Origin of the sequence: Streptomyces sp. BBFR102 (assembly GCF_051397025.1) — a bacterium.
GTDB lineage: Bacteria > Actinomycetota > Actinomycetes > Streptomycetales > Streptomycetaceae > Streptomyces.
Window position 1 is genome coordinate 778,718 of record NZ_CP195757.1, and the last position, 26,702, is coordinate 805,419.

Annotated in this window: 25 protein-coding genes; 9 read left to right on the top strand and 16 right to left on the bottom strand. The window is 74.3% G+C overall.

Translation table 11 applies throughout. The annotated features are described in order from the left end of the window. Positions 1-58: 58 nt before the first annotated feature. The 3 genes from ACSLIC_RS03585 to ACSLIC_RS03595 form a co-directional block, all read right to left on the bottom strand. The gene (locus ACSLIC_RS03585) at positions 59-1,012 is read right to left on the bottom strand and encodes a hypothetical protein (RefSeq protein WP_436736203.1); all 954 of its coding nucleotides are present in this window, start codon (positions 1,010-1,012) and stop codon (positions 59-61) included. Positions 1,013-1,211: 199 nt separating this feature from the next. Then, positions 1,212-1,910, bottom strand: coding sequence for a type A chloramphenicol O-acetyltransferase (catA, locus tag ACSLIC_RS03590; RefSeq protein WP_436736204.1), 699 nt, complete (start codon positions 1,908-1,910; stop codon positions 1,212-1,214). Positions 1,911-1,987: 77 nt separating this feature from the next. Beyond that, a complete protein-coding gene (locus ACSLIC_RS03595; protein ID WP_436736205.1) occupies positions 1,988-3,643 on the bottom strand; it encodes an FAD-binding dehydrogenase in 1,656 nt (551 codons plus the stop codon). Between the two features lie 196 nt (positions 3,644-3,839). On the opposite strand from ACSLIC_RS03595, the gene ACSLIC_RS03600 reads away from it, so the two are divergent. The 5 genes from ACSLIC_RS03600 (at position 3,840) to ACSLIC_RS03620 (ending at position 7,664) form a co-directional block, all read left to right on the top strand. After that, positions 3,840-4,379: an NUDIX domain-containing protein gene (locus ACSLIC_RS03600; RefSeq protein ID WP_436736206.1), complete on the top strand. Its 540-nt coding sequence runs from the start codon at positions 3,840-3,842 to the stop codon at positions 4,377-4,379. After that, positions 4,376-4,765 carry a YidH family protein gene (locus ACSLIC_RS03605; protein WP_436736207.1) on the top strand — a complete coding sequence of 130 codons (390 nt, stop codon included), beginning with the start codon at positions 4,376-4,378 and terminating at the stop codon, positions 4,763-4,765. Before ACSLIC_RS03600 ends, ACSLIC_RS03605 begins: the two co-directional genes overlap by 4 nt. Further along, positions 4,762-5,085, top strand: coding sequence for a DUF202 domain-containing protein (locus tag ACSLIC_RS03610; protein ID WP_436736208.1), 324 nt, complete (start codon positions 4,762-4,764; stop codon positions 5,083-5,085). Before ACSLIC_RS03605 ends, ACSLIC_RS03610 begins: the two co-directional genes overlap by 4 nt. 297 nt (positions 5,086-5,382) lie before the next feature. Beyond that, complete coding sequence (locus ACSLIC_RS03615) at positions 5,383-6,447, top strand: phosphotransferase family protein (RefSeq protein WP_436736209.1); 1,065 nt, start codon at positions 5,383-5,385, stop codon at positions 6,445-6,447. A 2-nt stretch (positions 6,448-6,449) separates the two neighbouring features. Beyond that, positions 6,450-7,664 carry an acyl-CoA dehydrogenase family protein gene (locus ACSLIC_RS03620; RefSeq protein WP_436736210.1) on the top strand — a complete coding sequence of 405 codons (1,215 nt, stop codon included), beginning with the start codon at positions 6,450-6,452 and terminating at the stop codon, positions 7,662-7,664. A 64-nt stretch (positions 7,665-7,728) separates the two neighbouring features. Here ACSLIC_RS03620 and ACSLIC_RS03625 read toward each other — a convergent pair whose 3' ends face one another. From ACSLIC_RS03625 to abc-f, 4 genes are all read right to left on the bottom strand, one after another. Then, the gene (locus ACSLIC_RS03625; RefSeq protein WP_436736211.1) at positions 7,729-8,343 is read right to left on the bottom strand and encodes a TetR/AcrR family transcriptional regulator; all 615 of its coding nucleotides are present in this window, start codon (positions 8,341-8,343) and stop codon (positions 7,729-7,731) included. 237 nt (positions 8,344-8,580) lie between these two features. Next, positions 8,581-9,351 (bottom strand): SDR family oxidoreductase, encoded by a 771-nt coding sequence (locus ACSLIC_RS03630; RefSeq protein ID WP_436736212.1) that lies wholly within the window; start codon positions 9,349-9,351, stop codon positions 8,581-8,583. Positions 9,352-9,551: 200 nt separating this feature from the next. Continuing rightward, positions 9,552-10,205, bottom strand: coding sequence for a CatB-related O-acetyltransferase (locus ACSLIC_RS03635; protein ID WP_436736213.1), 654 nt, complete (start codon positions 10,203-10,205; stop codon positions 9,552-9,554). 33 nt (positions 10,206-10,238) lie between these two features. Continuing rightward, a complete protein-coding gene (gene abc-f, locus ACSLIC_RS03640) occupies positions 10,239-11,867 on the bottom strand; it encodes a ribosomal protection-like ABC-F family protein (RefSeq protein ID WP_436736214.1) in 1,629 nt (542 codons plus the stop codon). A 170-nt stretch (positions 11,868-12,037) separates the two neighbouring features. Here abc-f and ACSLIC_RS03645 point away from each other — a divergent pair, with 170 nt between their 5' ends. Together ACSLIC_RS03645 and ACSLIC_RS03650 are read left to right on the top strand one after the other, a co-directional pair. Further along, a complete protein-coding gene (locus ACSLIC_RS03645) occupies positions 12,038-12,679 on the top strand; it encodes a TetR/AcrR family transcriptional regulator (protein ID WP_436736215.1) in 642 nt (213 codons plus the stop codon). Positions 12,680-12,792: 113 nt separating this feature from the next. Next, positions 12,793-14,052 (top strand): exo-beta-N-acetylmuramidase NamZ family protein, encoded by a 1,260-nt coding sequence (locus tag ACSLIC_RS03650; RefSeq protein ID WP_436736216.1) that lies wholly within the window; start codon positions 12,793-12,795, stop codon positions 14,050-14,052. Between the two features lie 76 nt (positions 14,053-14,128). On the opposite strand, the gene ACSLIC_RS03655 is transcribed toward ACSLIC_RS03650, so the two are convergent. Next, a complete protein-coding gene (locus tag ACSLIC_RS03655; protein ID WP_436736217.1) occupies positions 14,129-16,963 on the bottom strand; it encodes a penicillin acylase family protein in 2,835 nt (944 codons plus the stop codon). Positions 16,964-17,263: 300 nt separating this feature from the next. Here ACSLIC_RS03655 and ACSLIC_RS03660 point away from each other — a divergent pair, with 300 nt between their 5' ends. After that, positions 17,264-17,842 (top strand): hypothetical protein, encoded by a 579-nt coding sequence (locus ACSLIC_RS03660; RefSeq protein WP_436736218.1) that lies wholly within the window; start codon positions 17,264-17,266, stop codon positions 17,840-17,842. Positions 17,843-17,881: 39 nt separating this feature from the next. Here ACSLIC_RS03660 and ACSLIC_RS03665 read toward each other — a convergent pair whose 3' ends face one another. After that, positions 17,882-18,385, bottom strand: a complete 504-nt coding sequence (locus tag ACSLIC_RS03665; protein ID WP_436736219.1) for a hypothetical protein — start codon at positions 18,383-18,385, stop codon at positions 17,882-17,884. Between the two features lie 326 nt (positions 18,386-18,711). Further along, complete coding sequence (gene soxR / locus ACSLIC_RS03670; RefSeq protein WP_436736220.1) at positions 18,712-19,176, bottom strand: redox-sensitive transcriptional activator SoxR; 465 nt, start codon at positions 19,174-19,176, stop codon at positions 18,712-18,714. A 149-nt stretch (positions 19,177-19,325) separates the two neighbouring features. Here soxR and ACSLIC_RS03675 point away from each other — a divergent pair, with 149 nt between their 5' ends. After that, the gene (locus tag ACSLIC_RS03675) at positions 19,326-19,787 is read left to right on the top strand and encodes a MaoC family dehydratase (RefSeq protein WP_436736221.1); all 462 of its coding nucleotides are present in this window, start codon (positions 19,326-19,328) and stop codon (positions 19,785-19,787) included. Between the two features lie 52 nt (positions 19,788-19,839). Here the strand turns inward: ACSLIC_RS03675 and ACSLIC_RS03680 are convergent, their stop codons facing one another. From ACSLIC_RS03680 to ACSLIC_RS03705, 6 genes are all read right to left on the bottom strand, one after another. Then, on the bottom strand, positions 19,840-20,517 hold the full coding sequence (locus ACSLIC_RS03680) for a TetR/AcrR family transcriptional regulator (protein ID WP_436736222.1): 678 nt from the start codon (positions 20,515-20,517) through the stop codon (positions 19,840-19,842). 130 nt (positions 20,518-20,647) lie between these two features. Beyond that, the gene (locus ACSLIC_RS03685) at positions 20,648-21,739 is read right to left on the bottom strand and encodes a zinc-binding dehydrogenase (protein ID WP_436740264.1); all 1,092 of its coding nucleotides are present in this window, start codon (positions 21,737-21,739) and stop codon (positions 20,648-20,650) included. 82 nt (positions 21,740-21,821) lie between these two features. Next, positions 21,822-22,463 carry a TetR family transcriptional regulator gene (locus ACSLIC_RS03690; protein WP_436736223.1) on the bottom strand — a complete coding sequence of 214 codons (642 nt, stop codon included), beginning with the start codon at positions 22,461-22,463 and terminating at the stop codon, positions 21,822-21,824. Between the two features lie 58 nt (positions 22,464-22,521). After that, positions 22,522-23,814, bottom strand: coding sequence for a hypothetical protein (locus ACSLIC_RS03695; protein WP_436736224.1), 1,293 nt, complete (start codon positions 23,812-23,814; stop codon positions 22,522-22,524). Continuing rightward, entirely contained in the window at positions 23,811-24,599 is a 789-nt protein-coding gene (locus tag ACSLIC_RS03700) for a hypothetical protein (protein ID WP_436736225.1), read from the bottom strand. Before ACSLIC_RS03700 ends, ACSLIC_RS03695 begins: the two co-directional genes overlap by 4 nt. Further along, complete coding sequence (locus tag ACSLIC_RS03705) at positions 24,596-26,653, bottom strand: right-handed parallel beta-helix repeat-containing protein (RefSeq protein WP_436736226.1); 2,058 nt, start codon at positions 26,651-26,653, stop codon at positions 24,596-24,598. Before ACSLIC_RS03705 ends, ACSLIC_RS03700 begins: the two co-directional genes overlap by 4 nt. Positions 26,654-26,702: the final 49 nt, after the last annotated feature.

Here is a 26,702-nt window from a genome sequence, read left to right on the forward strand (position 1 = left end):
CGGTTCGAAGTCCTCTCGGGGTGGACGGGCGGGGTGGGGTGCGGGACCCGGCGACGGCTCAGGTGGCGCCCAGGGCGGCGCTGCGGGCGGCGTGGAAGGCGTCGTACGGGTCGCGGTCCGGGTAGGCCCACGGGGCGCGGGTGGCGTGCGGGCCGATGCGGTGGAAGAGGGCGGCCGCCTCGGCGGGACGTCCCTCGCAGAACTTGGCGTGGGCCAGGTAGTTGAGGTCGGTGCGAAGACGGCCCCGGTCCAGGCGCTCCTCCCACTCCAGCCACCAGTCGAAGGCGGTGCGCAGCACCTGGCGGGCACGGCGGGAGCGCCAGTGGCCGGAGGCGGCGGGGTCCGGGGGTTCGCTGCCGGCGGCGGCCAGCACCCGGTAGCGCTCGGCATGAGCGACCACCGGCAGCACGGCGAGCGGGGAGTCGGGGGAGGCCTGTTCGGCGGACCAGGCGGCGAAGTCGTAGACCTCGTGGAGCGGGTCGCGGCCCGCCTCGGGGTGGCGCTCGGCGAGGCGGGCGGCCATCAGGTGATGAGCCATGTGGTGGTCCTGGTGGCGTACGCGCACCGCGTCGAAGAGGCGGACCACTTCGTCCTCGGTACCGCGCCTGCGGGCCAGCAGGAGCAGGGCCAGCCAGGGGGTCGGGTCCTCGGGGGCCAGGGCGGCGGCCCGGTGGCAGGCGTCGGTGGCCTCGGGGCAGTACCGGCGGTCGCCCAGGGCACGGGCGACGGTGGCGCAGCCGATGAGGGCGGCGGCGTCCGGGCTGTCCGGCTCGGCGATCCGCCACTCCTCCCCCCAGGCGGCGGCCCCCTGCGTGCCGGCGAGCACGGTGAGGCGGTGGCCTCGCAGGTCCCAGTCGGTGCCCGTGAGAGCCAGGAGTTCGCGGACGGCGCTCCAGCGGCCCTGGGTGAGGGCCGTGCGGGCGGTGATCAGCTCGGTGTCGCCGAGTGCGGGGTCGAGGGGGGTGGCGGCCCGCTTGCGGGCACGGCCGAACGGAGGCGGGGGTGGGGGCACCGCGAGGGTCCTTCACGACACGACGTGCGAGCGACTGATCACACGCAGTCAAGCGGGCCGGTACCCACCGAGTCAAGGCCCACCCGGGCCCATAGCGGGGGTCAACCCCCTTGCGCTGAACCGCCGTTGGGCTTGTCGCCCCTGTGGCCTGGGCCTTCGGACGCCGCCCGGCCTCGATGCGCCGCCCTCGCTGGACCGGTCAGGCCCGCCCGGAGTCCGGGGACGCCCCGGGTGCGGGCGCGTCGGCGTTCAGCCAGGTCGGGTCGGCCAGGAGGGACCGGAGTTCGTCGACGAGGCGGGCCGTGTGGAAGCCGTCGGCGGCGGCGTGGTGGATCTGCACGGAGAGCGGGAGGAGGAGGCGGCCGTCGCGTTCCGTGTAACGGCCCAGGGTGAAGATCGGAGCGAGGTGGTCCCAGCCGTCGCGGATGTCGAGGTTGAACCCGGTGAAGGAGGTCCACGGCAGGCTCGACACGTCGAAGGCGTTGGGCGGCAGCTCCCCCTGCGGGAAGAGGTCGGTGGCGCCGCCGTGCTCCGCGAGCAGCGGGGCCGCCGCGTCGTGGAACGTCCCGAAGTCGGAGTCGTACGGCGCCCATACGCAGGCGAACGTCTCACGCTCGGGGTTGAACACCGTGAAGGCGGGGTGCACGACGGGCCAGACGGCCGGCTCGCCCGAGGCGGTGAGGCACATCCTGAACTCGTCGTGGCGGTTGACGACCGTGGCCAGGGCCCAGACCTGCGCGAGGTAGGACTTCCGCGGCGACCGGCGCAAGGCCGCGCCGAACGCGGTGACGTCCAGCTCCACGGTGATCGCGTACGTGCACGGGACCCGCCGGCGGTAGTGCGCGAAGTGCTGTCGGCGCGGCCACGTGTCGAGGTCGATGGGGATCGGGGCGTCCATCGGCTCAGCATGTCATCCGCCGGTGTGCGGAGCGCAGCCGTTTTCGCGTCCGGCCGGCGCCGGCGCCCGGGCCCGGGTCAGGCGGTCGCCCGGGCGGCCGCCCGGCCGGCGGTGCGGCCGGAGAAGAGGCAGCCGCCGAGGAAGGTGCCTTCCAGGGAGCGGTAGCCGTGGACCCCGCCGCCGCCGAAGCCGGCGGCCTCGCCGGCCGCGTAGACCCCGGGCAGGGGCGCCCCGGCCTCGGTCAGGACGCGGGAGGAGAGGTCGGTCTGGAGGCCGCCGAGGGACTTGCGGGTGAGGATGTTGAGGCGCACGGCGATCAGGGGCCCGGCCGCCGGGTCGAGGACGGCGTGCGGGGCGGCGGCCCGGATGAGGCGGTCGCCGAGGTAGGCGCGGGCGCCGCGGATGGCGGTGACCTGGGAGTCCTTGCTGAAGGGGTTGGTGATCTCGCGGTCGCGGGCGGTGAGGGTGCGGTGCAGCGCCGCCTCGTCGATCAGGGGTTCGTCGGTGAGCGCGTTCATCCCGCGTACCAGGGCGGGCAGCTCCCGCTCGACCACGAAGTCGACGCCCTGGTCCATGAACGCCTTGACGGGCGCGGGCACGTCGGCGCGGGCACGCTGGAGGACGCCGCGCACCGAGCGCCCGGTGAGGTCGGGGTTCTGCTCGGAGCCGGAGAGGGTGAACTCCTTGCCGATGATCCGCTGGTTGAGGACGAACCAGGTGTGCTCGTACCCGGTCCGCATGATGTGTTCGAGGGTCCCGAGGGTGTCGAAGCCGGGGAAGAGCGGGACGGGCAGCCGGTTGCCGGTGGCGTCGAGCCAGATCGAGGAGGGGCCGGGCAGGATGCGGATGCCGTGCCGCGCCCAGAGGGGGTTCCAGTTCTCGATGCCCTCGGTGTAGTGCCACATGCGGTCGCCGTTGACGAGGTGGCCGCCGGCCGCGGCCGCCACGTCCAGCATCAGGCCGTCGACGTGCGCGGGGACGCCGGAGAGCAGCTTCTTCGGCGGGGTGCCGAGCCGCTTCGGCCAGTTGCGGCGGACCAGGTCGTGGTTGCCGCCGATGCCGCCGGAGGTGACGACCACGGCCTGGGCGCGCAGTTCGAAGACGCCCGCGACCTCACGGCCGCTGGCCCGCCCCCGGTCGGCCGGGGAGGGCTCCAGCACCTCGCCGGTCACGGTGTCGACGCTGCCCGCGCTGCGGCCGAGCCCGGTCACCCGGTGCCGGAACCGCAGTTCGACCAGGCCGCGGGCGACGCCCTCGCGGACCCGGCGTTCGAAGGGCGCGACCAGGCCGGGCCCGGTGCCCCAGGTGATGTGGAAGCGCGGGACGGAGTTGCCGTGCCCGTCCGCGCCGTAGCCGCCGCGCTCGGCCCAGCCGACGACGGGGAAGAACCGGACCCCCTGACCGCGCAGCCAGGCCCGCTTCTCGCCGGCGGCGAAGTCGACGTACGCCTCGGCCCAGCGGCGCGCCCAGTGGTCCTCGGCGCGGTCGAAGCCGGCGGTGCCCATCCAGTCCTGGAGGGCGAGGGCGTGGCTGTCCTTGATGCGCAGGCGGCGCTGTTCGGGCGAGTCGACGAGGAAGAGACCACCGAAGGACCAGTGGGCCTGGCCGCCGATGGACTGCTCGGGCTCCTGGTCCAGCAGGATCACCTTGCGCCCCGCGTCGACGAGTTCGGCCGTGGCGGCGAGCCCGGCGAGCCCGGCGCCGATCACGATGACGTCTGCGTCGTAGGCCATGTCCACGTCCTCGTTCCCTGCGGTTACCGGTGGGTCAGATCTTGTGCGGCGCAGGTGCGGGCGTCAACACCCGGAGCGCCGTCACCTCCCCGGAAGGCGAGCCGGGCGTCGTCGGGCGAGGCCGGTGACCGCTCCCCCGGCCGACACCCCGCCCCTGACCTGCCCGGGCCGGTGAGCGGGGTGTTACATGGGGTGCATGCAGAGCGCGCCCTACGAGGACCCCGCCGAGGAACTGCTGGACGTGGTGGACGCCGAGGACCGGGTCACCGGGACGGCCCGGCGCGGTGAGGTCTACGCCCGGGGGCTCAGGCACCGGTGCGTCTTCGTCCGCGCCCGCGACGCGGAGGGCCGCACCTTCGTCCACCGCCGCACCGCCACCAAGCTCCTGTACCCCTCCCGCTACGACCTGTTCGTCGGCGGTGTCGTCGGTGCCGGGGAGGAGTACGACGCGGCGGCGCTCCGGGAGGCCGAGGAGGAGCTGGGCGTCAGCGGCCTGCCGGCGCCCACCGGGCTCTTCTCCTTCCTCTACGAGGACCCCGACGGCCACGGCTCGTGGTGGTCGCGGGTCTACGAGGTGCGGTGCGAGCTGCCCGTGGACCCGCAGGCCTCCGAGGTGGCCTGGTACGCCTTCCTCACCGACGAGGAGCTGGCGGCCCGGCTGTCCGCGTGGCCGTGGGTGCCGGACGGGCTGGCCGCCTGGAAGCTGCTGGCCGCCCGCGAGCGGGAGGACCGGTGAGCCTGCGGCAGGACCTCAGGCTGTGGTGGTCACCGGCCCGGATCTCCGAGGAGGGCGACACCCCCGACTACCGCTTCTCCCTCGCCAACGAGCGGACCTTCCTGGCCTGGCTGCGGACCTCCCTGGCACTGATCGCGGGCGGCTTCGCCGTGGACCAGTTCCTGCCCGGGCTCCAGGAGGGATGGCGGATCGCGCTGGCCCTCGGGCTGCTCGCCTCGGGGGTGCTGTGCGCGCTGCGCGCCGTCCACCACTGGGTGCGGTGCGAGCGGGCCATGCGGCGCGGCGAGGACCTGCCCGTCTCCCGCTTCCCTGCGGTGCTGAGTCTGCTGGTCGCGGTGGTGGCTCTGGCCATGGTGGTGGCCGTGGTCTTCGGCTGGGCCGGGTGAGTGCGCCCGCCGGGCGGGACCCCGGGCTGCAGCCGGAGCGGACCCGGCTCGCCTGGCGGCGGACCACGCTCTCCTGCACGGTCGTCGCGGTACTCGCCGCCCGGGCCGCCCTGCACCGGTCCGGCGGCGCCGCGAGTGTGTCGGCGCTCGCCGCCTGCTGCCTGCTGTGGGTCGCCTTCGTGGCCCTGGCGCACCGGCGCATCCGCGCCCTCGCCCCGGCACGGCCCGCGGCCCTGCCGGGGCCGGTCGCGGCGGGCGCGGTGTGCTGCGCGGCCGGGCTCGCGGTGGCGGCCGGGGTCCTGGTGGCCTCCGCGGCCTGACGCGATCCCCGCTCACTCCCGGTCGACGGTGATCACCGTCCTGCCCTGCGAACCGGGGTGCTCCAGCACTTCCGGTCCGCCGACGGCGCTGTAGCCGATCCCCTGCACGGGCTGCCTCCCCGGCCGGTCGGGCGAGTTCTCCCCCTGCGGGACTCGGCGGCCGGAAGGCGGGGGCGCCACCGGGGAAGAGTGCGCGGGGAGGCGATGCGGATCACGTCCTGTTCCACCCCTGGACGGCATACCGACTGGTCGGCATCATGGGGGGTCGACCTTGTACCGCAGCATCCAGGAGCCGTGATGAGCGCAGAGCGACCGGAGACCCCCGTACCGCGGGAGGGCGGCGCCCCCGCCTCCCCGCGCGGCCTGGACCTGGTCCGGCTGCGCGCGTACCTGGACGCGGAGCGGCCCGGGCTGGTCGCGGGGCCGCTGACCGGAGCACTCATCGAGGGCGGCCGCTCCAACCTCACCTACGCGGTCACCGACGGCACCTCCCGGTGGGTGGTGCGCCGGCCGCCGCTGGGCCATGTCCTGGCCACCGCCCACGACATGGCACGCGAGCACCGGGTGATCAGCGCGCTCCGCGACACCCCGGTCCCGGTGCCCGGCACCGTCCTGCTCTGCGAGGACACCGAGGTGCTGGGGGCGCCGTTCTACGTCATGGAGTTCGTCGAGGGCACGCCGTACCGCTCCCGGGAGGAGCTGGCCGCGCTCGGCGAGCAGCGGACCCGGGAGGCGGTCCTCGGTCTGGTCGACACCCTGGTCGACCTGCACGCCGTCGACCCGGGCACGGTGGGCCTCGCCGACTTCGGGCGGCCCGAGGGCTTCCTCGGCCGCCAGCTGCGCCGCTGGGGCAAGCAGCTCGACGCCTCCCGCAACCGCGACCTGCCCGGCATCGACGCGCTGCACGCCGCGCTCGGCGAGGCTCTGCCGGCCTCCGGCCCGGCCACCGTGGTGCACGGCGACTTCCGGCTCGACAACGCCCTGATCGGCCCGGACGACCGTATCCGGGCCGTCCTGGACTGGGAGATGTCCACGCTCGGCGACCCGCTGACCGATCTGGGCCTGCTGGTCATGTACAGCACCCCGCTCCAGCTGCCGGACTCCCCCATCGGCACCACCGCCGGGGCGCCGGGGCACCCCTCCCCCGCCGAACTGGTCGCCCGGTACGCCGAGCACTCGGGCCGGGACACCGGCGCGGTCTCCTGGTACACCGCCTTCGCCTGGTTCAAGCTCGCCGTGATCCTCGAAGGCATCCACTACCGCTGGACGCTCGGCCAGACCGTCGGCGCGGGCTTCGACCGCATCGGGGAGCTCGTCCCCGTCTTCATCGAGCACGGTCTCACCACCCTCCAGGAAGGCTGACCATGGACTTCGCCTACGACGCGCGCACCGAGGAACTCCGCACCCGGCTGCTCGCCTTCATGGACGAGCACGTGTACCCGGCCGAGCCCGTCGCCGACGAGCAGCGGGCCCGGCTCGCCTCCGCGTGGGACGAGCCGCCGGTGGTCGCCGAACTGAAGGCGGAGGCGAAGCGGCAGGGCCTGTGGAACCTCTTCCTCCCCGACCAGCGCTACGGCGCCGGGCTCACCAACCTCCAGTACGCCCCGCTCGCCGAGATCACCGGCCGCTCCCCGCAGCTGGCCCCGACCGCCCTGAACTGCGCGGCGCCGGACACCGGCAACATGGAGCTGCTGGCCGAGTTCGCCGACGAGGCGCAGCGCAAGGAGTGGCTGGAGCCGCTGCTCACCGGGGAGATCCGGTCGGCCTTCGCGATGACGGAGCCGGAGGTGGCCTCCTCGGACGCCACCAACATCACCACCCGGATCGAGCGGGACGGCGACGCGTACGTGGTCACCGGCCGCAAGTGGTACATCTCCGGGGCGATGAACCCCGACTGCAAGATCTTCATCGTCATGGGCAAGACCGACCCGGACGGTGCGGACATCCGCCGCCAGCAGTCGATGGTCCTGGTCCCGCGCGACACCCCGGGCGTCACGGTGAGGCGGGCGATGCGGGTCTACGGCTACGAGGACCACTACCACGGCGGCCACGCCGAGGTCGTCTTCGACCAGGTCCGTGTCCCGGCCGCCCACCTGGTCGGCGAGGAGGGCGGCGGCTTCGCCATCGCGCAGGCCCGGCTCGGGCCCGGCCGCATCCACCACTGCATGCGGCTGATCGGCATGGCCGAACGGGCGATCGAGCTGATGTGCCGCCGGGCGGTGGAGCGGGAGGCGTTCGGCAAGCCGCTGGCCGCGCAGGGCGTGGTGCACAACTGGATCGCGGACGCCCGGGTGACCGTGGAGCAGCTGCGGCTGCTGGTGCTGAAGACCGCCTGGCTGATGGACACCGTCGGCAACCGGGGCGCGCACACGGAGATCCAGGCCATCAAGATCGCGACGCCGCGCGCGGTGGTCGACATCATCGACCGGGCGGTGCAGCTGCACGGCGCGGGCGGGGTGAGCCAGGACTTCCCGCTGGCCGAGCTGTGGGCGGCGGCCCGCACCCTGCGGCTGGCCGACGGCCCCGACGAGGTGCACCAGCGCTCCCTGGCCCGCCGGGAGCTGAAGAAGTACCGCTGACCTGACGACGGCGAAGGCCCCTTGTCCCCAGCTTGGGACAAGGGGCCTTCGCGCGGGGCGCGGGTCAGGTGCCCGGGTGGGTGAGGGCGCGCAGGAGCAGGTCGGCGAGGTGGGTGGCGACCTGCCGCGGGGTGAGCGGCCCGTCGGGGCGGTACCAGGTGGAGAGGTGGTGGACGGAGCCGAAGTGGTAGTCGACCACCAGGTCGGCGGGGACGGAGGTGGTGAAGACCCCGGTCCGCTGGCCCTCCTCGACCAGGGCGCGGAACCGTTCGTGGTAGCGCCGCCGCTCCGCCCGGACCTGCTTGTTCTTCTCCGGGCTCAGCTGGTGCATGGAGCGGAAGAAGATGGAGGCGTCGTCGAGGTTCTCGATGGTGGTGACGACGACGTCGGCGGCGGCGGCACGCAGCCGCTCCTCGACGGGCTCCCGGGAGTCGGCGTACATGTCGAGGCGTTCCTGCTGGAGCCTCAGCAGCCGGGCGTAGACCTCCTGGAGGAGGTCCTCCTTGGAGCCGAAGTAGTGGTAGAGGGCGCCCTTGGTGACGCCGGCGGCCTCGACGATCTCCTGGACGGAGGTCCGGTCGTAGCCCTGGTCGGCGAAGAGGCGGGTGGCGGCGGCCAGCAGCCGCCGGGGTACGGGCGTGCCGTCGCCCTCCGGGTTTCCGGGCGTGTTCTGGGGCACTGCGCCGCCACCTTCCTTGTCGTCGCCGCGCTCCGGGCGCGGCCTTCCGTCACGGTACGCCGGGACCGGCGCCACTGGGTGAACGCGGTTCCCGCCGGAGGATCTTCCCACTGGGCGTCTTCGGCGGCTCCGGCAGGACCCGGACCTCGCGGGGGTGCCTGTACGCCGCGAGCCGCTCCTCGCAGCGGGTGACCGGCTCGGCGGGGCCGGCGTCGCGGCCGTGGCGGACGGCGGCCGTCATCGGCCTGTCCCCTCCCAGGTCTGTTGCAGGTGGTTCATGGAGCCGAGCCAGCGCTCGGGGTCCTTGGCGCGGGCCGCGTAGTACCCGGCGACCTCGGGGTGCGGAAGGATGAGGAAGCGGTCCTCGGCGATGCCCGCGAGGAGGGCGTCGGCGACGGCCTCGGGGGCGATGGCCGTGGGGGCGAGGACCAGGTCGCCGGCGGACCCGGCGGCGGCGAGCATGTCGGTGCGCACACCCTGCGGGCAGATGGCATGGACCTTGAGGCCGCGGTGGCGGTAGGTCAGCGAGAGCCATTCGGCGAAGGCGTACGCGCCGTGCTTGGAGACGCTGTACGGGGCCGCGCCGATCATGGTGAGCAGGCCCGCGGCGGAGACCGTGGAGACGAAGCGGCCCCGGCCGCGCTCCAGCCAGGCGGGGAGCAGGGCGCGGGCGGCGCGGACGTGGGCCATGACGTTGACGTCCCAGGCGGCGGCCCAGATCTCCTCGTCGGCGTCCTCGGCGCCGGGCGAGGTCAGGCCCGCGTTGGCGCACCAGGTGTCGACGGTGCCGCCGAGGGCGTCGCGGGCGGCCTCCACCACCGCGGAGGCGTCGCCCCAGACGGGGATGGCGCCGATCCGCTCGGCCGCTTCTCTCGTGCGGCGCTCGTCGACGTCGTTGACGACGACCCGGGCGCCTTCGCGGACGAAGCGCTCGGCGAGGGCCGCGCCGATGCCGCCTGCGGCTCCGGTGACGACGATTCCCGTTCCCTGCACGGAGGAGGTGTCCACGTGGCTCCCAATCAGCGAGTTGCCTACGGCCGGCTTGGGCAGACTAACCAGTCGGTATGCCCTTGGGAAGGGGGGTGCCCGGGCCTTCCGGGGGCCCGGGCACGGGGGTGGCCGTTCGGGCCGAGGGGTGGGAGCCGGTTGCTCCCGGATGTCACCGATGGCCTCGTGAACCGGCCGGGCCGTAGGTCTCCGACCGGATGTCAGGGCCGGGGCGGGGCTGACTTCTCGAGGGTGTCGATGGTGCCGGACATGAGGGTGCGGAGGTGGGTGGTGATGTGGTCGAGGGGCCAGTCCCACCAGGCGAGGGCGAGGAGGCGGGCGGTGTCCTGCTCGTCGTAGCGGTGGCGGATGACGCGGGCGGGGTTGCCTCCGGCGATGGCGTAGTCGGGGATGTCGTCGGTGACCACGGAGCCGGAGGCGATGATCGCGCCGTGGCCGATGCGGACGCCGGGCATGATCGTCGCGCCGTAGCCGATCCAGACGTCGTGGCCGACGACGGTGTCGCTGCGGACGGGCAGGTCGGTGATGAGGTCCATGTCCTCGGCCCAGGAGCCGCCCATGATCGGGAACGGGAAGGTGGAGGGGCCGTCCATGCGGTGGTTGGCGCCGTTCATGAGGAAGCGCACCCCCTCCCCCAGCGCGCAGAACTTTCCGATGACCAGCTTCTCCGGGCCGTAGTGGTAGAGGACGTTGCGGGTCTCGAAGGCGGTCGGGTCGTCGGGGTCGTCGTAGTAGGAGAACTCGCCGACCTCGATGAGCGGGGAGGTGACGAGGGGCTTCAGGAGCACCACGCGCGGCTGTTCGGGCATCGGGTGCAGCACGGTCGGGTCGGCGGGAGTGGGGAACGGGGGCATGGGCGAGGCGTCCTTCCGGTCTCGGGGCGGGCGTTACGGGTTTCCGTGCGCGGCGACTGCCGGGGCCGGGGCGTCGAGGGCGAGGCGGGCGCCTCGCCAGCGGCGGCACAGGCGGCGGTCGTGGCTGACGACGACGAGGGCGCCCTCGTAGCCGTCGAGTGCGGCCTCGACCTCTTCGGCCAGGGCGGGCGAGAGGTGGTTGGTGGGCTCGTCCAGCAGCAGGACGTCAGCGGGCCTGCCGAGCAGCCGGGCGAGGGCCAGGCGCCGGCGCTGCCCGGTGGACAGGCGCCCCACCGGCACGGCGAGCTGCTCGCGGGTGAACAGGCCGAGGGACAGGAGGTGTTCGGTGTGGTCGCCCGGCACGCCCGGCAGGTCCCGGGCGAAGGCGGCCAGGACGGTCCGGTCCGGGTCGCCCGGCGGGGGCTCCTGGGCGAGGTGGCCGACCCGGCCGCGCCGCGTGACGGTCCCGGAGCCGGGGGTCAGCTCTCCGGCGAGGACCTGGAGAAGAGTGGACTTGCCCGCGCCGTTCGCCCCGGTGACCAGCAGGCGCTCGCCGGCCGCGAGGGTCAGGTCGGTGCGGTCGAGCCGGCCCGGGACCTCGGCGCCGGACGCCTCCAGGAGAGCGCCCTGAAGGCGGCCGGTCCGCAGCACCGGGGTGAAGCGCAGGGGCTCGGGGGGCGGCGGGACCGGGTCGGCGAGCAGGCGGCGCAGGCGTTCCTCGGCATTGCGCACCCTGCTGGCCAGGGACTGCTGCACGCGCCCGCCCGCCCGGTCGTAGGCCAGCTTGTTGCCGTCCTTCATCGGGCGGCCCGGGGCGACCTGCCGGGCGGTGGTCGCGGCGGCCTCGCGGAGCCGGCCGGCCTCGGTGCGCCACTGTTCGTACTCCTGGGCCCAGCGCCGCCGGGCGGCGGCCTTCTCGGCGAGGTGGCCCGCGTAGCCGCCGCCGAAGCGGACGACGCGGCGCCGGTCGGCGTCCACCTCCAGCAGGCCGGTGGCGACGCGTTCGAGGAAGTCCCGGTCGTGGGAGACGGCGACCGTGGTGCCGCGCCGGGTGCGCAGGTGGTCCTCCAGCCAGTGCAGGGCGGCGGCGTCGAGGTGGTTGGTGGGCTCGTCCAGCAGCAGGATCTCCGGGGCACCCGCCAGCAGGGCGGCCATCCGCAGCCTGACCTGTTCGCCGCCGGAGAGCGTGCCGACCGGGCGCGCGCGGTCGGCCAGGCGCAGGCCGAGGCCGCGCAGGGCGCGCTCGGCGCGGGCGTCGGCGTCGTAGCCGCCGCGCAGCTCGAAGACGGTCAGCAGGTCGCCGTACTCGGCCATGCCGGACTCGTCGCCGCCGGCCATCGCGGCCTCCAGGTGGCGCAGGCGCCGTTCGACGGCGCGCAGCTCGGCGAGGCCCCGGTCGAGGACCTGCTGGACGGTCATCGCCTCGGGCAGCCGCTCCTCCTGGGCGAGGTGGCCGACGCCGCCCGCCGCCTGGACGACGATCTCGCCCCGGTCGGGGCGCTCCACCCCGGCGAACAGGCGCAGCAGGGTGGTCTTGCCGGAGCCGTTCTCGCCGATGATCCCGGTGCGCTCACCCGCGCCGAGGGAGCAGGTGACCGAGTCGAGGACGGGACGGCCGTCGAAGGACTTGCTGACGTCGAGTGCGGTGATCTGTACGGGCATACGGGTTCTCCGAAACGTTCGAGGACGGGGCGGCCTTCAGGGGCCGGACAGCCGGGGGAACGCTTCGCGGGAACATCGACCACTCCACTAGTGCGACAACTGATGCATTAAGATGCTGCCACAGCGATGACGCCCGCGCAACGGATATCGACAAGGAGCGGTACACGACGGTGACTCCCCCGACCTCCGGACCGAAGACCCCGCCGGCGCCACGCCCCCGCCCCGGGGGCCGCACGGCCCGCACGCGCCGCCAGGTGCTCGACGCGGTCCTCGCCGAGCTGGGCGCGCACGGGTACGACGGGCTCACGGTGGAGGCCGTAGCCGCCCGCGCGGGTGTGCACCGCACCACGGTGTACCGGCGCTGGCGGGACGTCGGCGGGCTGCTCGCCGACGTGCTCGACGCGGCGGGCGCGGACGACTGGGCGCCACCGGACACCGGCTCGCTGGAGGACGACCTGACCGGACTGAACGACGAGATCCACGACGCCCTGACCGCGCGGCCACCGGTCGTCCCGGCGCTGATCGCCGCCTCGTTCCGCTCCCCGCAGGCCGCCGAGGCGCAGCGGCGCCTCTGGGACGAGCGGTACGCGCGCTGCGAGGTGGTGGTCGACCGGGCCCTCGCGCGCGGCGACCTCCCCCGGGGCACCGCACCGCGCCCCCTGCTCGTCGCGGCCACCGCCCCCCTGTACCACCAGCTCCTGCTCCTCGGCGGGGCCCCCGATCCGCACCTGCCCCGCCGTGCGGCGCGGGTCGCGGCGCTGGCGGGGGCCGCCGGCGCCTTCACGGAGGGCGGACCGGCCGGGGGCGTCTGAAGGCCGGCCGATCATGCGGAACGCGATCGTCCGGCGCGGGTTCGTTCCCTGGGAGCGCTCGGCGCGTTAGCGTGCGTGCACATGACAGCCCTCTCCACCGCGGAGGTCCGCGCATGACCCTGTCCCGACGCAGTCTGCTCGCCGCCACCACGGCCGCCGGGGCCCTGACGGCCACCGCCGCCGCCCCGGCCCTGGCCCGGGGCGGTCCGCCGGGCGGGGGCGGCCGTGGACTGCGCACCGGCTTCGAACAGCTGGCGGACGGCGGCTACCGGGTGCTGGCCGGGCAGAAGGTCGGCGTGGTGACCAACCCGACCGGTGTCACCCGGGAGCTGCGGCACATCGTCGACGTGATGCACGCCGACCGCCGCGTCGACCTGCGCGCCGTCTTCGGCCCCGAACACGGCTTCCGCGGTACCGCGCAGGCCGGCGGCTCCGAGGGCCGCTACGACGACCCGGTGACGGGGCTGCCGGTCTACGACACGTACCAGACCTCGGGGCAGAAGCTCGCCGACGTCTTCACCGAGTCGGGCGTGGACACCGTCGTCTTCGACATCCAGGACGCGGGCGCCCGCTTCTACACCTACATCTGGACGCTGTACGACTGCATGGAGGCCGCCGCGCTCGCGGGCAAGCGGTTCGTGGTGCTGGACCGGCCCAACCCGCTGACCGGCCGCGAGGCGCTCGGACCGGTGCTGCACAAGGAGTTCGCCACCTTCGTCGGACGCGAGCCCATCGCGCAGGCGCACGGGATGACCGTGGCCGAACTCGCGGGGCTCTTCAACGGGGAGTTCCTGGCCCGGCCCGTCGAGCTGGAGACGGTACGCATGACCGGGTGGCGCCGGGACGACTTCTACGACGCCTCGGGGCTGCCGTGGGTGCCGCCCAGCCCCAACATGCCGACCCCCGAGACCGCGGTGGTCTACGCGGGCACCTGCCTCTTCGAAGGCACCAACCTCTCCGAGGGACGCGGCACCACCCGCCCGTTCGAGCTGATCGGCGCCGAGGGCATCGACCACGCCTGGGCGTCCGCCGCCGGCGCGCTGCGCCTTCCGGGCGTGCACTTCCGCGAGGCGTACTTCGCGCCGGTCTTCTCCAAGTTCGCGGGGGTGACCGTCGGCGGGGTGCAGGTGCACGTCCACGACCGGAAGGTCTTCGACCCGGTCCGGACCGGGATCGGGCTGCTGGTGACGGCGCGGCAGGTCTGGCCGGGCTTCGCCTGGCGCGAGGACCACTGGATCGACAAGCTCACCGGCTCCACCCAGGTCCGCACCATGATCGACGCGGGGGCGGGCACCGACGAGGTGGTGGCGGGCTGGCGCGCCGGGCTGGCGGAGTTCCGGCGGACGCGGCGGACGTACCTGCTGTACCGCTGAGCGGGGCGCGAGTCGTGCGCGACGGCGGCACCCCCGGCACCGGGTGTGCCGGGGGTGCCGCCGTCGCGCACCGTGGTCAGCGGTGGCTCGGGAACTCCACCACCTGCTGGTAGGTCGGGCGGTTCTGCCACTGGATGTTCTTGTGGGTGAGGCCGCCGACGGCGCGCTGCACGATGCTGTCGGCGCACCACTGGTCGCCGGCGGCGCAGGTGTCGTCACCGGGGTAGACCTCCTCGGCCGGGGTCGCGGCGGCCTCGGCGAGGGTGGTCAGCAGCACCCGGCGGCAGGCGTCGCGGTCGCCGTCGCCGCAGTAGGCGACACCGGGGCCGCCTTCCACGGGCTCGCCGAGGACCCGGCGCAGATCCTTGTCGACATAGCCCCACCAGCCGTTCTGGAAGGCCGACCCGGCGTGCGAGCCGGTCGGGCCGTGGCCGGCGGACGGGGCCTCGTCGACGGTGAGTTGGCCGGTGAGGGCGGTGTACAGCTCCTCACCGAGGCCCGGTTCGAAGGAGGCCCGCACCAGCTTCGGCCACCAGGCGTCCATGATGCGGACGGCATCGGCGTGGGCGTACTCCTTCGAGCCCGCGGAACCCTGGTTGCGCTGCGCCCCGGCCGCCTGCCAGGCCCGCAGCTGCTGGACCGCCTGGGTGGTCTCGGGGCTGTCACCGCCGCCGAGGACCTTCAGCAGCTCGGGCAGCACCTGCTCGCCGCGCAGGTCGGTGACCCCGGCCTCGGCCATGGCGCGGGTGAGCGAGGCGCGGGTGACCGAACCGGCCTCGACCAGCTTCTTCACCCGGCCGTCGAGCAGGTCGCCCCGGTGCACCGCGCCGTGGCTGAAGTTGGCGGCGGAGTACCCCTTGGCCTGCTTGTTGTTCCAGGAGATGTAGTAGTCCTGGTTGACCGACCGCGGGTGCTCGGCGGGCGGGGTCTGGTCGGAGGTGTGGGTGGCCGGGTCGTAGTTCCGCCACTCGTACGCGGGCTCGCCGCGCACCGGCAGGGCCGCGTCGACGCCCTCGGCGCGGACCGGGTTGCCGCCGCTGTTGTAGTACGCGGTGTCGCGCGAGTCGGCGTAGAACCAGTTGAAGGCGTAGTTGATGTGCTGGGCGGCCTCCTGGAAGGAGGCGGCGTCGGTGACGTGGCCGGGGTCGTTGAGCATCTGGAAGCCGATGATGGAGTCGGCCTCGTGCCCGTAGGTGGAGCGCAGCTGGGTGTAGGCGACGGGGGTGCCGTCGACGGTGGCGCGGTGGGTGACGATGCCGAGCTCGGTCCGGTACACCTGGAGGCGGTAGGAGCCCTTGGCGGTGGAGTCGGCGAGGCTGGGCTTCCAGGCGTTGGTCTTCTCCAGCTTCTCCATCGGCAGGCACTCGCCCCGGAAGCGGTAGTGGACGGCGTCCTCGCCGGGCTTCGAACCGTCAGGGGAGCAGAGTTCGACGGCGTAGGTGTCGGTGATGTCCTGGCCGGCGGAGGTCGCGCTCCAGGAGTAGTCCTGGCCGCGCCCGAGCTGGACGTACATGCCGACGCCGGCGAAGGAGACGCCGCGGGCGCTGATGCCCGGGCCCTGGAGCTCCTGCATCATCAGCAGCTGCGGCGCGAAGTAGCCGGTCTGCGGGCCGAATACGGCGACCGGGTGGCCGGAGGCGGTGTGCTCGCCGGAGACCACCAGCGCGTTGGACATGCCCCGGTCGCTGGAGAACAGGTCGGCGGGGAGCACGCCGTCGTCGTACATGCCCTGGAGGGGTTCCAGCTCGGCGGGCGCCTTCACCGGGTCCTTGGCGGGGTCCTTCCGCGCGGCCGAGCCGGTGCGGTCGTACACGACCTGTTCGCGGGTGGCCGAGCCGGCGTCGGGCAGCGCCTGGCCGCGCGCCTTCTCCGGCTTGCCGGCGTACGGGAAGGAGGTGCCGTCGGTGACGGTGAGCACCGTCTCGGGGTCCTCGCGGCCGCGGAACCCCTCCCAGATCTCGGTGCCCTTCTCCACGCCGTACTTCTGCTGTGCGGCGAGGAGGGAGAGGGCGGCCTCGACCTCACCGCCGCCGCCGTTGCCGAAGAGGCCGCCGACCACCGAGGCCAGGGCGATCAGGTCGGTCAGCGTGAACGGCTCGATCTCGCCGTTGTTGGTGATCGCGTCGATCTTGCCGGTGAGCACGTACTCGCCGGGGAAGGTCCGGCCCTCCTTCGCCTTGACGCGGTAGGCGTTGAGCCCGTCGATGTACGCCTGGGCGTCGGCCATCGCCTGCCTGCCGCGTTCGCCGCCGTGGTCGCGGATGTAGGCGACCTGGGCCTCCAGGTCCTCCTCGGTGTACGGCGCCTGGGGCCAGAACTGCTGCTCCAGGCTCTGGTTGGCCTCCGCGCCGCCCGCGAAGGGGGTCAGCTCTCCACGGCCGACGTGCCGGAAGAGGTCGATGAGCCAGAGCCGGTCCTGGCCGGCCGCGTACCCGGCGCCGAACTCGGTGCCGTAGCGGGTGGTGCCCTTGATGTGCGGGACGCCGGTCTTCTTGTCACGGGTGATCGTCACGTCGTCGCGGGGACTGGTGACGGAGGCGACCTGGTCCTCGGGGACGCCGAAGGAGGCGTCGTGGAAGAACTCGGAGAGCTTGCCGTCGGTGAGCGAGCCGTACCCGGAGGCGAGCGCGTCGTACGGGGCGAGTTGGTCGTCGGCGTGCTCGGGCTGGGTGCCGAACGCCCGGTTGGCGAGGATCTCGACGAGGGTGGCGCTGCCGTTGTTGCCCGGCGGCAGGATGTCGTGGCAGGTCTCGCCGCAGTGGTCGACGACCGGCGCCGGGTCGTCGGCGGCGGCCGGTGGGGGCGGGGAGAGCAGCCCCGCGGTGAGGGCGAGCACAGCGGTGGCCGCGAGGGCCACCGCCCGGCCGGCCAGTGAGGTGCGTGGGGCGTATCTGGGGGTGCGCCGTCGCATACCTGATCCTCCCGACGATGGTGAGCCGGAGGTTACCGCCGGTACGGTGCGCGCTGAAGGTGAACATGCGTCACCTTCTCCGAATCCCCACAGACCCCGACGGCCAGGGGACCGCCCCTCGGCCCCGCCGGAGCGCAAGGGACGGCGCCGGGACGAATGGAGCCGTTCCGGCGGCGCATACGTCCCTGTAACGACCTCGCTCCGACCGCGCTCCGTCCGGGCCCCCTCCATGGCGGCCCCCCCCCGGACGGCGGCGGTCCGGGGGCGGAGCCGGCGTTCCGATCACGGAGGTGCACCACCATGGCTGGTTTCCGGAGTCTGGCGAGACAGGTCCGCGACCCCCGCTGCGACCTGGCCCTGCGCCGCTACTCCCTGCGCAAGTGCCTGGAGAGATTCGCCCCCTACGGCCACCGGGCCACCTGGGACCACCTCTGCCGCCGGCACGGCTTCGGCCCCGAGGACCGCTCCCCCGATCCCGCGCTGCTGCTGGCGGCCCTCGCCGAACTGGAGGAGGCGCGGGACCTCTGGCTGGCCCACGAGGCGCGCTTCGCCGCCCGCAGACGCCGCGAGAAGCAGGGCGGGCTGCGCCGCCCGGCCGGGGTCGACACCTGGCAGCGCCGCACCGGCAGCGGCTACGCCCTCGCCTGGTGCGACAACCCCCGCCTGCACCCCTCCCTCCCCCTCGCCGAGGTGCTGCGCCGCCTCCTCGACGCCCTCGACCGGGAGCCGGGCGCCGCCTGCCCGGTCTGCGCCACACCCCGCTTCGCCTGGGGCGAGGGGCCCGAACCGCACTGCGCCCGCTGCGGGATCAGCGTCCCGCGCGAACTGCTCACCCCCCGCGCCCTGGCCCAGGCCGTCTCCCCCCTGCTGGCGGCCTGAGCGGTCCGGCCCCGGCCGCGCCCCCGCCGGGCGGCCCCCTCACCCGGGCAGCGTCACGTCCGGCTGTACGGCCAGCTTGAACTCGGCGAGCGTCAGCGCCGCGGGCACCGGCACGTCACCCGCCGCCCTGGCGGTGACCTTCAGGCCGAGCGGGGTGTCCTTCCGGACGAACATCTGCCATACGTACGTCCGGAACTGGTTGCCCCCGGTCGGCGCGGAATCGGTGGTCGCCGTGGAGTCGTACCCGGTGGAGGTCCCCAGCGGGTCCCGCACGAACCGGGCCCGGTACTCCACCGGCCGGCTGTCCGGCGCCCAGAACACCAGCGCCGAGAGCGTCCCCCACCCGTCGTGGCTCGGCACGATCAGCCCCGACTCCGGGTCGGGGTACGCCTTGCCCGGGTCGTGCATCCCCCACGGGTCGTACGACTCCTCGCTCTCCTCGTACGGAAAGCGCACCAGGTGGTACCCGTCGCTGTCGTAGACGATGCGTTGGCTTCCGGTCCGGGCGGCTTCCCACTTCAACGAGCAGACGGCCACTGCCATATCGCTCTCCCTCCCTCAGGAATCGGCGTCTCGCTCCTTGTGTACCCGCGCCGCCCCACGCGCCACCTGGGCACGCGGGTACGCCTCGGGGCGCGCGGCGAGGGGCGCGCACCGCCCGTCCGGCTGGGAACCCCCGCCCCTCGCCCGCCCGTCGGAGGAATGGCCTCCCGGGCCGCGCCACCGTCGGCCGGCATCCCAACTCCCCTTGCCCAGGGCGCAGTTGAGCGGCACTCAGGGCATGGCGACCGGACGGCGGGCATCCGCTCCGACGGGGGAAGCACCCTGACCCGCCAGGCCGGGCGAGAGGGTCGACCACCAGCCGTGCCCTACGCCTTCCGCCGCGCCCCCATGAGCCGCGATCCCGTCAGCGACGCCCCCACGGCGTCGTCCGGGTTGGACAGGACACAGGTCTCCAGGGAGAGACAGCCGCAGCCGATGCAGCCGGAGAGGTGGTCCCGCAGGCGGTGCAACTGGTTGATGCGCTCGTCGAGTTCGGCGCGCCACGCCTCGGAGAGGCGGGCCCAGTCCTCATGGGTGGGGGTGCGCTCCTCGGGAAGTGCGGCGAGAGCCTCGCGGATGGTGGCCAGCGGGATGCCGACGCGCTGGGCGGCGCGGACGAAGGCGACCCGGCGGAGCGTGTCGCGGTGGTAGCGGCGCTGGTTGCCCGAGGTGCGGCGGCTGGAGATGAGCCCCTTGGCCTCGTAGAAGTGCAGGGCGGAGACGGCGGCCCCGCTGCGCGCGGAGAGCTGGCCGACGGTGAGCTCATGGATCTTCTGCGGAATCTGCGGCACCCGCCGACCCTACGCGGCTCGGATGAACGCTGGGTCCGCGGACGGGCCCGGCACCGGCCCCGGGCAGCGGCGGGCGGTTCATTGACAGCCGGATACGGCCGGTCCATGCTGAGCAAGCGCTTAGACATGTTGATGAGAGAGGTCGGGACATGGCAGAACCGAGGATCTTCACATCGGTCGGCGAGCTGCGCGCGGCCGTCGGCGAGCAGCTGGGCCACACCGACTGGCTGGAGATCGAGCAGAAGCGGATCGACCGGTTCGCCGAGGCGACCGGCGACCACCAGTGGATTCACGTCGATCCCGAGCAGGCGAAGGAGGGCCCGTTCGGCACCACCATCGCGCACGGGTACCTGACGCTGTCGCTGCTGCCCGTCTTCGGCCCGCAGCTGATCACGGTCGAAGGCGTGCGGATGGGCGTCAACTACGGCGTGAACAAGGTCCGTTTCCCCGCCCCCGTCCCGGTCGGCTCGCGGCTGCGCGCCACCGCGCGGATCGAGGAGGTGGGCGAGGTCACCGGCGGCGTGCAGGTCACCACCGTCTTCACCGTGGAGCGCGAGGGCGGCGACAAGCCGGTCTGCGTCGCCGAGGCGGTCGTCCGCTACTACCTCTGAACCCCGCCGCCCGCTCGTTCGCGGCCCGGGGCACCCCGGGCCGCGCGGGGACTCACTTCCCGCCTGCGCCGACCATCCGCAGGACCAGGTGGGCGTAGAGTGCGCCGATCTCCTCGGCGGTGCGGGTGCCACCGGGCTTGAACCAGCGGGCCACGTCGATGCAGAGGGAGAGCACCGCCAGGGCGGTGCCCGGGATGTCGGCCACCTCGAACTCGCCGTCCCGCACACCGTCGGCGATCATCTCGCGGACCGCCGCGTCGGTGCCCCGGCGCAGTTCGATGATCTCGGTGCGGTGCTCGGGCCCGAGCGCGTCCAGTTCGTACTGGACGACGCGGGCCGTGGTGTGGCGCAGGGCGTGCCAGCCGACGAAGGAGCGGACGGCGCGGTCCAGCCGCTCGGCCGCCGTGCCCTCGCTGTCGGCCGCGTCCCGCATCATCTTCAGCGCCCGGTCGTGGCCGATGCGGCTGATCCGGTGGAGCAGCTCCTCCTTGGTCTTGTAGTGGATGTAGAGGGCGGCGGGGCTCATCCCCGCGCGCCCGGCGATGTCGCGGGTGGTCGTGGCGTGGTAGCCGCGTTCGGCGAAGGCGTCGACGGCGGCCACCAGCAGCCTGCGGGCCGCATCCGGCGTCACCTCGGCCCAGGACGCGTCGTCCGGCTCACCACCCGCTCCGTCGGCGCCCTCGCCCACAGCCTCGTCGGGCCCCTCGGGGCCCCGCTCCACCGCGCTCATGCCCAGCCCTTCCCTCCGTACCGGTGCCACACCCTACCCTTGCCACTGAGCAAGCGCTTAGCGTGCGCGGCCGGACGGGGGACGGCCGGTGCCCCGCCGGGCGTGCCGGGCGTCGGGCCGCCGTCCTCTCTCATTCCGTCCGCGCGAACTCCACCAGGGCCCGGCCGCCCTTCCCGGCGGTCATCCGCTCGAAGGCGCCGGGGATGTCGTCCAGCCCGATCCGGTCGGTCACCATCGAGGCGAGGTCGAGCCGGCCGGCGCGGATGTGCTCGGCGAGGACCGGCAGGTCGCGGGCGGGGTCGGAGTTGCCGTAGACGCAGCCGGAGAGGGTGCGGCCCCAGTGGAAGAGTTCCAGGGCGTTGAAGGTGACCTGCTGGTCGGTGCCGCCGATGCCGACGACGGTGGTACGGCCGCCGCGCCGGGTGGAGTCCCAGGCGGTCCTGATGGTGGCGGCCCGCCCCACGCACTCGACGGCCACGTCGGCGCCCTCGCCGCCGGTCAGGGCGCGGATCTCCCTGGCCGTGGTGGCGGAGGCGACGACGAAGTCGGTGGCGCCGGCCTGGTGGGCCAGTTCCCGCTTGGCCTCGGAGACGTCCACGGCGATCACCGCGCCGGCCTCGGCGATCCGGGCGGACTGGAGGGCGGCGAGGCCCACTCCCCCGGCGCCGAGGACCACGACGGTCTCGCCCGGCCGGACGCGGGCGTTGTGGTGGACGGCGCCGTAGCCGGTGAGGACGGCGCAGCCGAGCAGGGCGGCGTCGGTCAGCGGCACCCCGTCGGGGACGGGCAGGACGCAGTTCTCCTCGACGACGGTCTCCTCGGCGAAGGCCGCGACGTTGAGGCCGGGGTGCAGGACGGTGCCGTCGGGCCGGTGGGCGTGGACCCGGGCGGCTCCGGCGAGGGCGTTGCGGCACAGCCACACCTCGCCCCGACCGCAGGCGGCGCAGTCGCCGCAGGCGGGCGCCCAGTTGAGGACGACCCCGTCGCCGGGGGCGACCGAGGTGACGCCCTCGCCGACGGAGACGACGGTTCCGGCGCCCTCGTGACCGAGGACGGCGGGGACGGGGACCGCCATGGTGCCGTTGGTCAGGGAGAGGTCGGAGTGGCAGACCCCGGCGGCGGCGAGCCTGATCCGCACCTGGCCGGGGCCGGGGTCGGGCAGCTCGATCTCACCGGTCGTGAGGGCGGAACCGGTGGCGGGCAGGAAGGCGGCACGGACCACGGCGAGTTCTCCCGGCTGCTGGGCGAGGGTGGGCGGCGGCCAACCTAACGCCCCCGTGGTGCCGGGCACCAGGGGCCGCGCTTCAGCCGTCCTGGTCCTCGGGCATGCGGTCCAAGGCGTGGGCGAAGTAGGCGTGCAGCAGGGTGCGGGTCTCCGTGACGAGGGCCTCGTCGCCCGCCGGGTCGGTGCGGAAGGCCAGGTGGAGCAGGGAGTCAGTGGCTTCGACGCCGACCAGGACGGCGCGGCGCAGGGCGTCGTCGAGGGGGCGTCCGAGATGGGCGGCGAGGAGGGCCGCGACCCGGTCGGCGACCTGGTGGTTGGCGTGCGGCTCGCCGGGGGCGGGCGGGGCCGGGACGCCGAAGTCGATGAGGGTGAAGCCGGGGACGGTCCGCTTCATCGTCAGGTACTCGTCCAGGCAGGCGTCGACGGCGCCTCGCCAGTCGGTGCCGTCCATCTCGGCGACGCGGCGGGCGATGCGGTCGGCGTACCGGTCGAGGTTGCGGTGGGCGAGGGCGTCGGCCAGGGCCCGCTTGTTGTCGAAGAACCGGTAGACGGAGCCGATGGGCACCTGGGCGCGGTCGGCGACGGCGCGGGTGGTGAGTTGTTCGTAGCCGACCTCGTCGAGGAGGTCGGCGCAGGCGTCGAGGATGCGGACGAGCCGTTCGGCGCTGCGCTGCTGGACGGGGGCGCGGCGCAGGGAGGTGAGGTGCTGCACGGGGACCATGGTGCCCTTCCGGCGGCCACCCGCGCGAGCGCCGGGCGGGGGCGGACCGCACGGGGCGTCAGGCGACGAGCAGGCCGAGCCCGCCGAGGGTGTAGGTGATCATGAGGGCGAGGAGCGGGAGCTGGCCGGTGACGGCGCGTTCGGGCGGCTGGAGGCGGACGGCCCGGTCGTGCGCGGCGACCACGCCGAGCACGTGGCCGGTGACGACGGCGCAGACCTGGAGGGCCGCCAGGGCGGCGGGTTCCAGGGGCGGTTCGGGGACCGGGCCCGGGCCGGCGCCGAGGGCGAGGGCGGCGGCGCGCGGCGCCTCGGTGGTGAAGAGCGTGAAGTAGTGGGCGACGAGGTAGCCGAGCGCGACCGGCACCAGGCTGTGCGCGAAGGCGGCACCGGCTCCCTGGACCCGGGTGGCGGCGGTGCACAGCGCGTAGACGGCGCCGGTCACGCCGATCACCGCGAGCAGCCCGAGAGTGGCGGTCGGGGTGCGGCCGAGCGGCGAGGTCTGGAGGGTGCCGGTCCAGCCTGCGGTGCCGGAGAAGCCGTCGTAGGCGGTGGAGCCGAGGAGGACGCAGAGGGTGGCGGCCAGGCCCGGGACGCGTTCGGTGGCGTCCAGGCCGTCGAGCGGGTTGCGGACGACGAGCCGCCCGTCCGCGCGGCGGCCGAGGGGCGAGAGCCGGGCGAGCAGCCCCGCGTACGCCTCGAAGGCGTCGCCCCGGGCGAACCACGCCTCGCCCCAGCGGGCGGCGGCGGCCAGTTGGAGCACGGTGTACGCGCCGAGGAAGGTGAGCAGCGCGGTGCGCGAGGCCGGGGCGGGCGAGGCGAGTTCGAGCCAGGTGAAGACGAGCAGCCCGAGCGCGGCGGGCCACAGGCCCGACCGGGCGGGCGGCGCGCGGCCCGGTTCGGGCCGGCGGAGCAGGGCGCGGCCGAGGAGGTGGAGGGTGCGCAACGGGTTGACGCGGCGCCAGAGGGGCCCGCAGAGCAGGGAGAGCGGGACGAGCCCGGCCCAGAAGAGGGCGTAGACGGCGGCCGGGGCCGGGTTGCGCGCGGGGTCGCCGGGGCCCAGGAGCAGGTGGGCGAGGACGGTGAGGTACGCGGCGAGGCCGAGGGCGCGCAGGGTCAGGGTGGTGGCCCGGGCGTCGGCGCACCGCTGGACGGAGGCGGGCAGGGGGCGCCCGGCGGCGGCCCCGGTGAAGCGGGAGCGGGACCAGAGCAGGCCGAGCCCGAGGAAGGAGACGAGGAGGGCGGCGAAGGCTCCGGCGAAGGCGTAGAAGGGGGAGACGGGCAGGTCGTGCTGGGCGCCGATGCCGTGGGCGAGGAGGGCGGCCGGCTCCGGGGCGGGCGGGTGCGGAGTCATCGGACGAGGAGCTGGGTGAGGACGAGGCGGGTGCCGTGGGTCTCCACCTCGAAGAGGCCGGTGCGGCCCGCGGTGAAGGTGAGCGTGGCGCTCTCCCCCGCCACCAGCTTCTTCGCCTTGTCGTAACCGTGGACGTGGAGGGTGTCGTCGCGGTCGGAGCGGACCTTCAGGGTGACGCGGTCGCCCTTCTTCACCTCGGTGCGGCCGAGGGGCGGGGTCACCCGGCCGTCGGTGACCGTCAGTTCGACGGTGCGGGCGGACGGCCCCGGCCTCTCCCCGGCCTGCGCCCCGAGGGTGTGGGTGGACTGGACCGGCCGTCCGTCGCGGACCCAGACGGTGTGGTCGTCGGCGTGCAGGCGGACGGTGAGCCGGTGCGGTCCGGGGCCGGGGAGGTCGGCGGCGGGCAGGTGGTGCCAGGTGCCGTAGAGGCGGGCGGTCTCCTTGCCGTCGACGAGGAGGCGGGCGTGACCGCGTCCGGGGACGGCGCCGGAGCCGGTGCTGTCGGGGGTGAGGCGGAAGCGGCTCAGGGTGAGGAGGAGGTTCCAGCCGTCCTCGCTGTCGGGCCGGGCGGTGACCCGGACCGACGGGCCCTGTCCGGGCGGGAGTTCACGGTAGCGGTGACCGGCCGCGTCCCGCTCGGCGAGCAGCCGGCCGGCCCCGGCGGTGGCCTCCTCGTGGCTGGTGCCGGGCTTGTGGTGGGTGGTGGGGCGCCCGCCGCAGCCGGCCGCGAGGAGCAGGACGGCGGCGAGGGCGGTGGCACGGCGGGCGGCGCGGGCGCGGTTCACGCGAGGCTCCCTTCGGGCTGTTCGGTGCGCGGGGCCCGGTCCGGTTCCGGGGTGCGGCGCGCGGCGGCGGCCACCGCCCACAGGACCCAGCCCAGGCCCAGCACCAGGCGCGGCCAGCCGAGGCCGACCGGTATCCAGGGGATGAGGTGGACGGCCTGGTCGAAGGCGTCGGCGAGGGTCAGCGCGCCGAGCAGGAGGGTCAGGGTGGCGAGTCCCGGTACCGCGTGCCGACGGGCGAGGGCGGCGCCGAGGCCGGTCCAGGCGAGGCCGGTGGCGAGCAGGGCCAGCCCGGGGAGGGGGCCGGGGCGCAGCGCGAGGGTGGAGCCGGCCACGTCCAGGGCGAGCCCGGCGAGGCCGAGGAGGAGGGCCGCGCCCGCGAGCCGGTCGCCGCGCAGCCTGCGCCGCCACAGGACGGCGCCGACCAGGGTCAGCACGGCTGCCGCCGCCAGCGCGAGCTGGGTCTCGACGCGTTCGACGCCCCGGGCGCCGTACCAGTCGCAGCCGGCGGGGACGCGGGCGCTGCGGGCGTCGTAGTCGGCGCAGACCATCAGCTGGGCGAGTTTGACGGGTTCGCCGACCAGCCGTCCGGAGCCGCCGTCGACCGCGCCCCGGGCGGTGCCGCAGACGGGCAGGGTGGCGGGGGTGGAGGTGGTGGCGCCGGACTGCCAGCAGTTGCCCTCGCCCTGGCCGTCCCACCAGACGTCGGTGCGGTTGGGGACGCGGTTGCCGTCGGGGTCGGTGCCGAGGTGGTTGCCGGCGTACCGGTTGCGGTGGGAGGTGTCGGTCTGCTGGGACCAGGCGCTCTCGCCGCGGATGAAGGCGGGGACGGCGCTGAGGAAGAAGGCGGCGCGGTCGTGGCCGTAGACCCAGTTGTCCTCGTAGAGGTTCCAGTTGCCGCCGGCGGTGATGATGCCGGTGCCGGGCGGCATGGAGATCTGGGGGCAGACGACGCCCTGTTCGTAGCCGCGTTCGGCGGGCGGGCGCGAGCAGGTGCCGTCCTTGATGTGGCGGTAGTAGTCGGCGTTGTTGTGGTGGATGCGGTTGTCCTCGAAGCGGGCGTGGTTCTGCGGGAGGCCGGGGTGGCCGGGGAAGGCGCTGTCCATGGAGGCGCCGCCCATGTTCTGGTCGAACTCGTTGCCGTGGACGTACACCGAGTCCCCGGCGGTACCCGAGTAGCCGACCATGTTGTGGTGGCTGCGGCAGCCGGTGATCTCGATGGCGTAGCGCGGGACGTCGTAGCCGCGGCCGTCGTTGAGGTCGGAGGCGCTGCCGGGGTAGATGCCGGAGTCGCCGTTGCCGTAGGACTCGCAGTTCTTGTAGAGGCCGTGGTCGCCGGCGAAGGTGAGGAAGCCGTACTCGTCGTTCCAGCGGGTGAGGACGTCGTCGATGACGAAGCCGTCTCCGGCGAGGATGTAGAGGGCGTTGAAGGTGGTGCGCTGGGCGGTGAAGTTCCTGAAGTAGACCCCGTCGGAGGAGTCGGCGCGGATCGCGTTGAGCTTCTGGTACTTGGCGTCGATGACGACGTCGGTGCGGCGGGCGCCGGTGCCCTCGATCTGGAGGTCCTTCTTGCCGAGGATCGCGACGAGGTTCTGGTTGTGCGGGCACCGCTTCTGCTGGGCGTAGGACAGGATCTGGTAGCCGAGCTGGGAGTCGGGGGCGTCGAGGCGGGCGCAGGCACCCGACGGCGCGGGCTGGGAGGGCTCCTCCTCGTAGAGGCCGGGGAGGATGGCGATGGTCGTGCCCGGGCGGTCGACGGCGTCCACGGCCTGCTGGAGGTGGCGGTACCCCTCACGCAGGCAACGGGCGTACAGGGCGCGGTTCTTCTCCAGGAGTGCCTTCGGGAAGGAGGCGATGCGCTTCTCGAAGGCGGCCTCGCCCTTCTTGCAGACGAGGAGGTCGGGTTCCTCGTCGCGGTGGACGGGGACGCGGCCCGAGCCGTCGGGGAAGTCGACGGGGCGCTCCTCGTGGGCGAGGGCGGGCGGGGCCGTCAGCAGGGCGGCGAGGAGCGTCCCGGCGACGGCGAGGACGGCGAGGAACCTGCGTGTCCACGACATGCCCCGGGAGAGTAGAGCAATGTTCAGCTTCTGGGAGCCCCCCGCGCAC

What these genes read in the sequence shown, in the direction of transcription:
- catA (WP_436736204.1), bottom strand. Translation starts at nt 1,910, where the DNA reads ATGGACGCCCCGATCCCCATCGACCTCGACACGTGGCCGCGCCGACAG.
- ACSLIC_RS03595 (WP_436736205.1), bottom strand. Translation starts at nt 3,643, where the DNA reads ATGGCCTACGACGCAGACGTCATCGTGATCGGCGCCGGGCTCGCCGGG.
- ACSLIC_RS03600 (WP_436736206.1), top strand. Translation starts at nt 3,840, where the DNA reads ATGCAGAGCGCGCCCTACGAGGACCCCGCCGAGGAACTGCTGGACGTG.
- ACSLIC_RS03615 (WP_436736209.1), top strand. Translation starts at nt 5,383, where the DNA reads ATGAGCGCAGAGCGACCGGAGACCCCCGTACCGCGGGAGGGCGGCGCC.
- ACSLIC_RS03620 (WP_436736210.1), top strand. Translation starts at nt 6,450, where the DNA reads ATGGACTTCGCCTACGACGCGCGCACCGAGGAACTCCGCACCCGGCTG.
- ACSLIC_RS03635 (WP_436736213.1), bottom strand. Translation starts at nt 10,205, where the DNA reads ATGCCCCCGTTCCCCACTCCCGCCGACCCGACCGTGCTGCACCCGATG.
- abc-f (WP_436736214.1), bottom strand. Translation starts at nt 11,867, where the DNA reads ATGCCCGTACAGATCACCGCACTCGACGTCAGCAAGTCCTTCGACGGC.
- ACSLIC_RS03650 (WP_436736216.1), top strand. Translation starts at nt 12,793, where the DNA reads ATGACCCTGTCCCGACGCAGTCTGCTCGCCGCCACCACGGCCGCCGGG.
- ACSLIC_RS03655 (WP_436736217.1), bottom strand. Translation starts at nt 16,963, where the DNA reads ATGCGACGGCGCACCCCCAGATACGCCCCACGCACCTCACTGGCCGGC.
- ACSLIC_RS03660 (WP_436736218.1), top strand. Translation starts at nt 17,264, where the DNA reads ATGGCTGGTTTCCGGAGTCTGGCGAGACAGGTCCGCGACCCCCGCTGC.
- ACSLIC_RS03665 (WP_436736219.1), bottom strand. Translation starts at nt 18,385, where the DNA reads ATGGCAGTGGCCGTCTGCTCGTTGAAGTGGGAAGCCGCCCGGACCGGA.
- ACSLIC_RS03675 (WP_436736221.1), top strand. Translation starts at nt 19,326, where the DNA reads ATGGCAGAACCGAGGATCTTCACATCGGTCGGCGAGCTGCGCGCGGCC.
- ACSLIC_RS03680 (WP_436736222.1), bottom strand. Translation starts at nt 20,517, where the DNA reads ATGAGCGCGGTGGAGCGGGGCCCCGAGGGGCCCGACGAGGCTGTGGGC.
- ACSLIC_RS03690 (WP_436736223.1), bottom strand. Translation starts at nt 22,463, where the DNA reads ATGGTCCCCGTGCAGCACCTCACCTCCCTGCGCCGCGCCCCCGTCCAG.
- ACSLIC_RS03695 (WP_436736224.1), bottom strand. Translation starts at nt 23,814, where the DNA reads ATGACTCCGCACCCGCCCGCCCCGGAGCCGGCCGCCCTCCTCGCCCAC.
- ACSLIC_RS03705 (WP_436736226.1), bottom strand. Translation starts at nt 26,653, where the DNA reads ATGTCGTGGACACGCAGGTTCCTCGCCGTCCTCGCCGTCGCCGGGACG.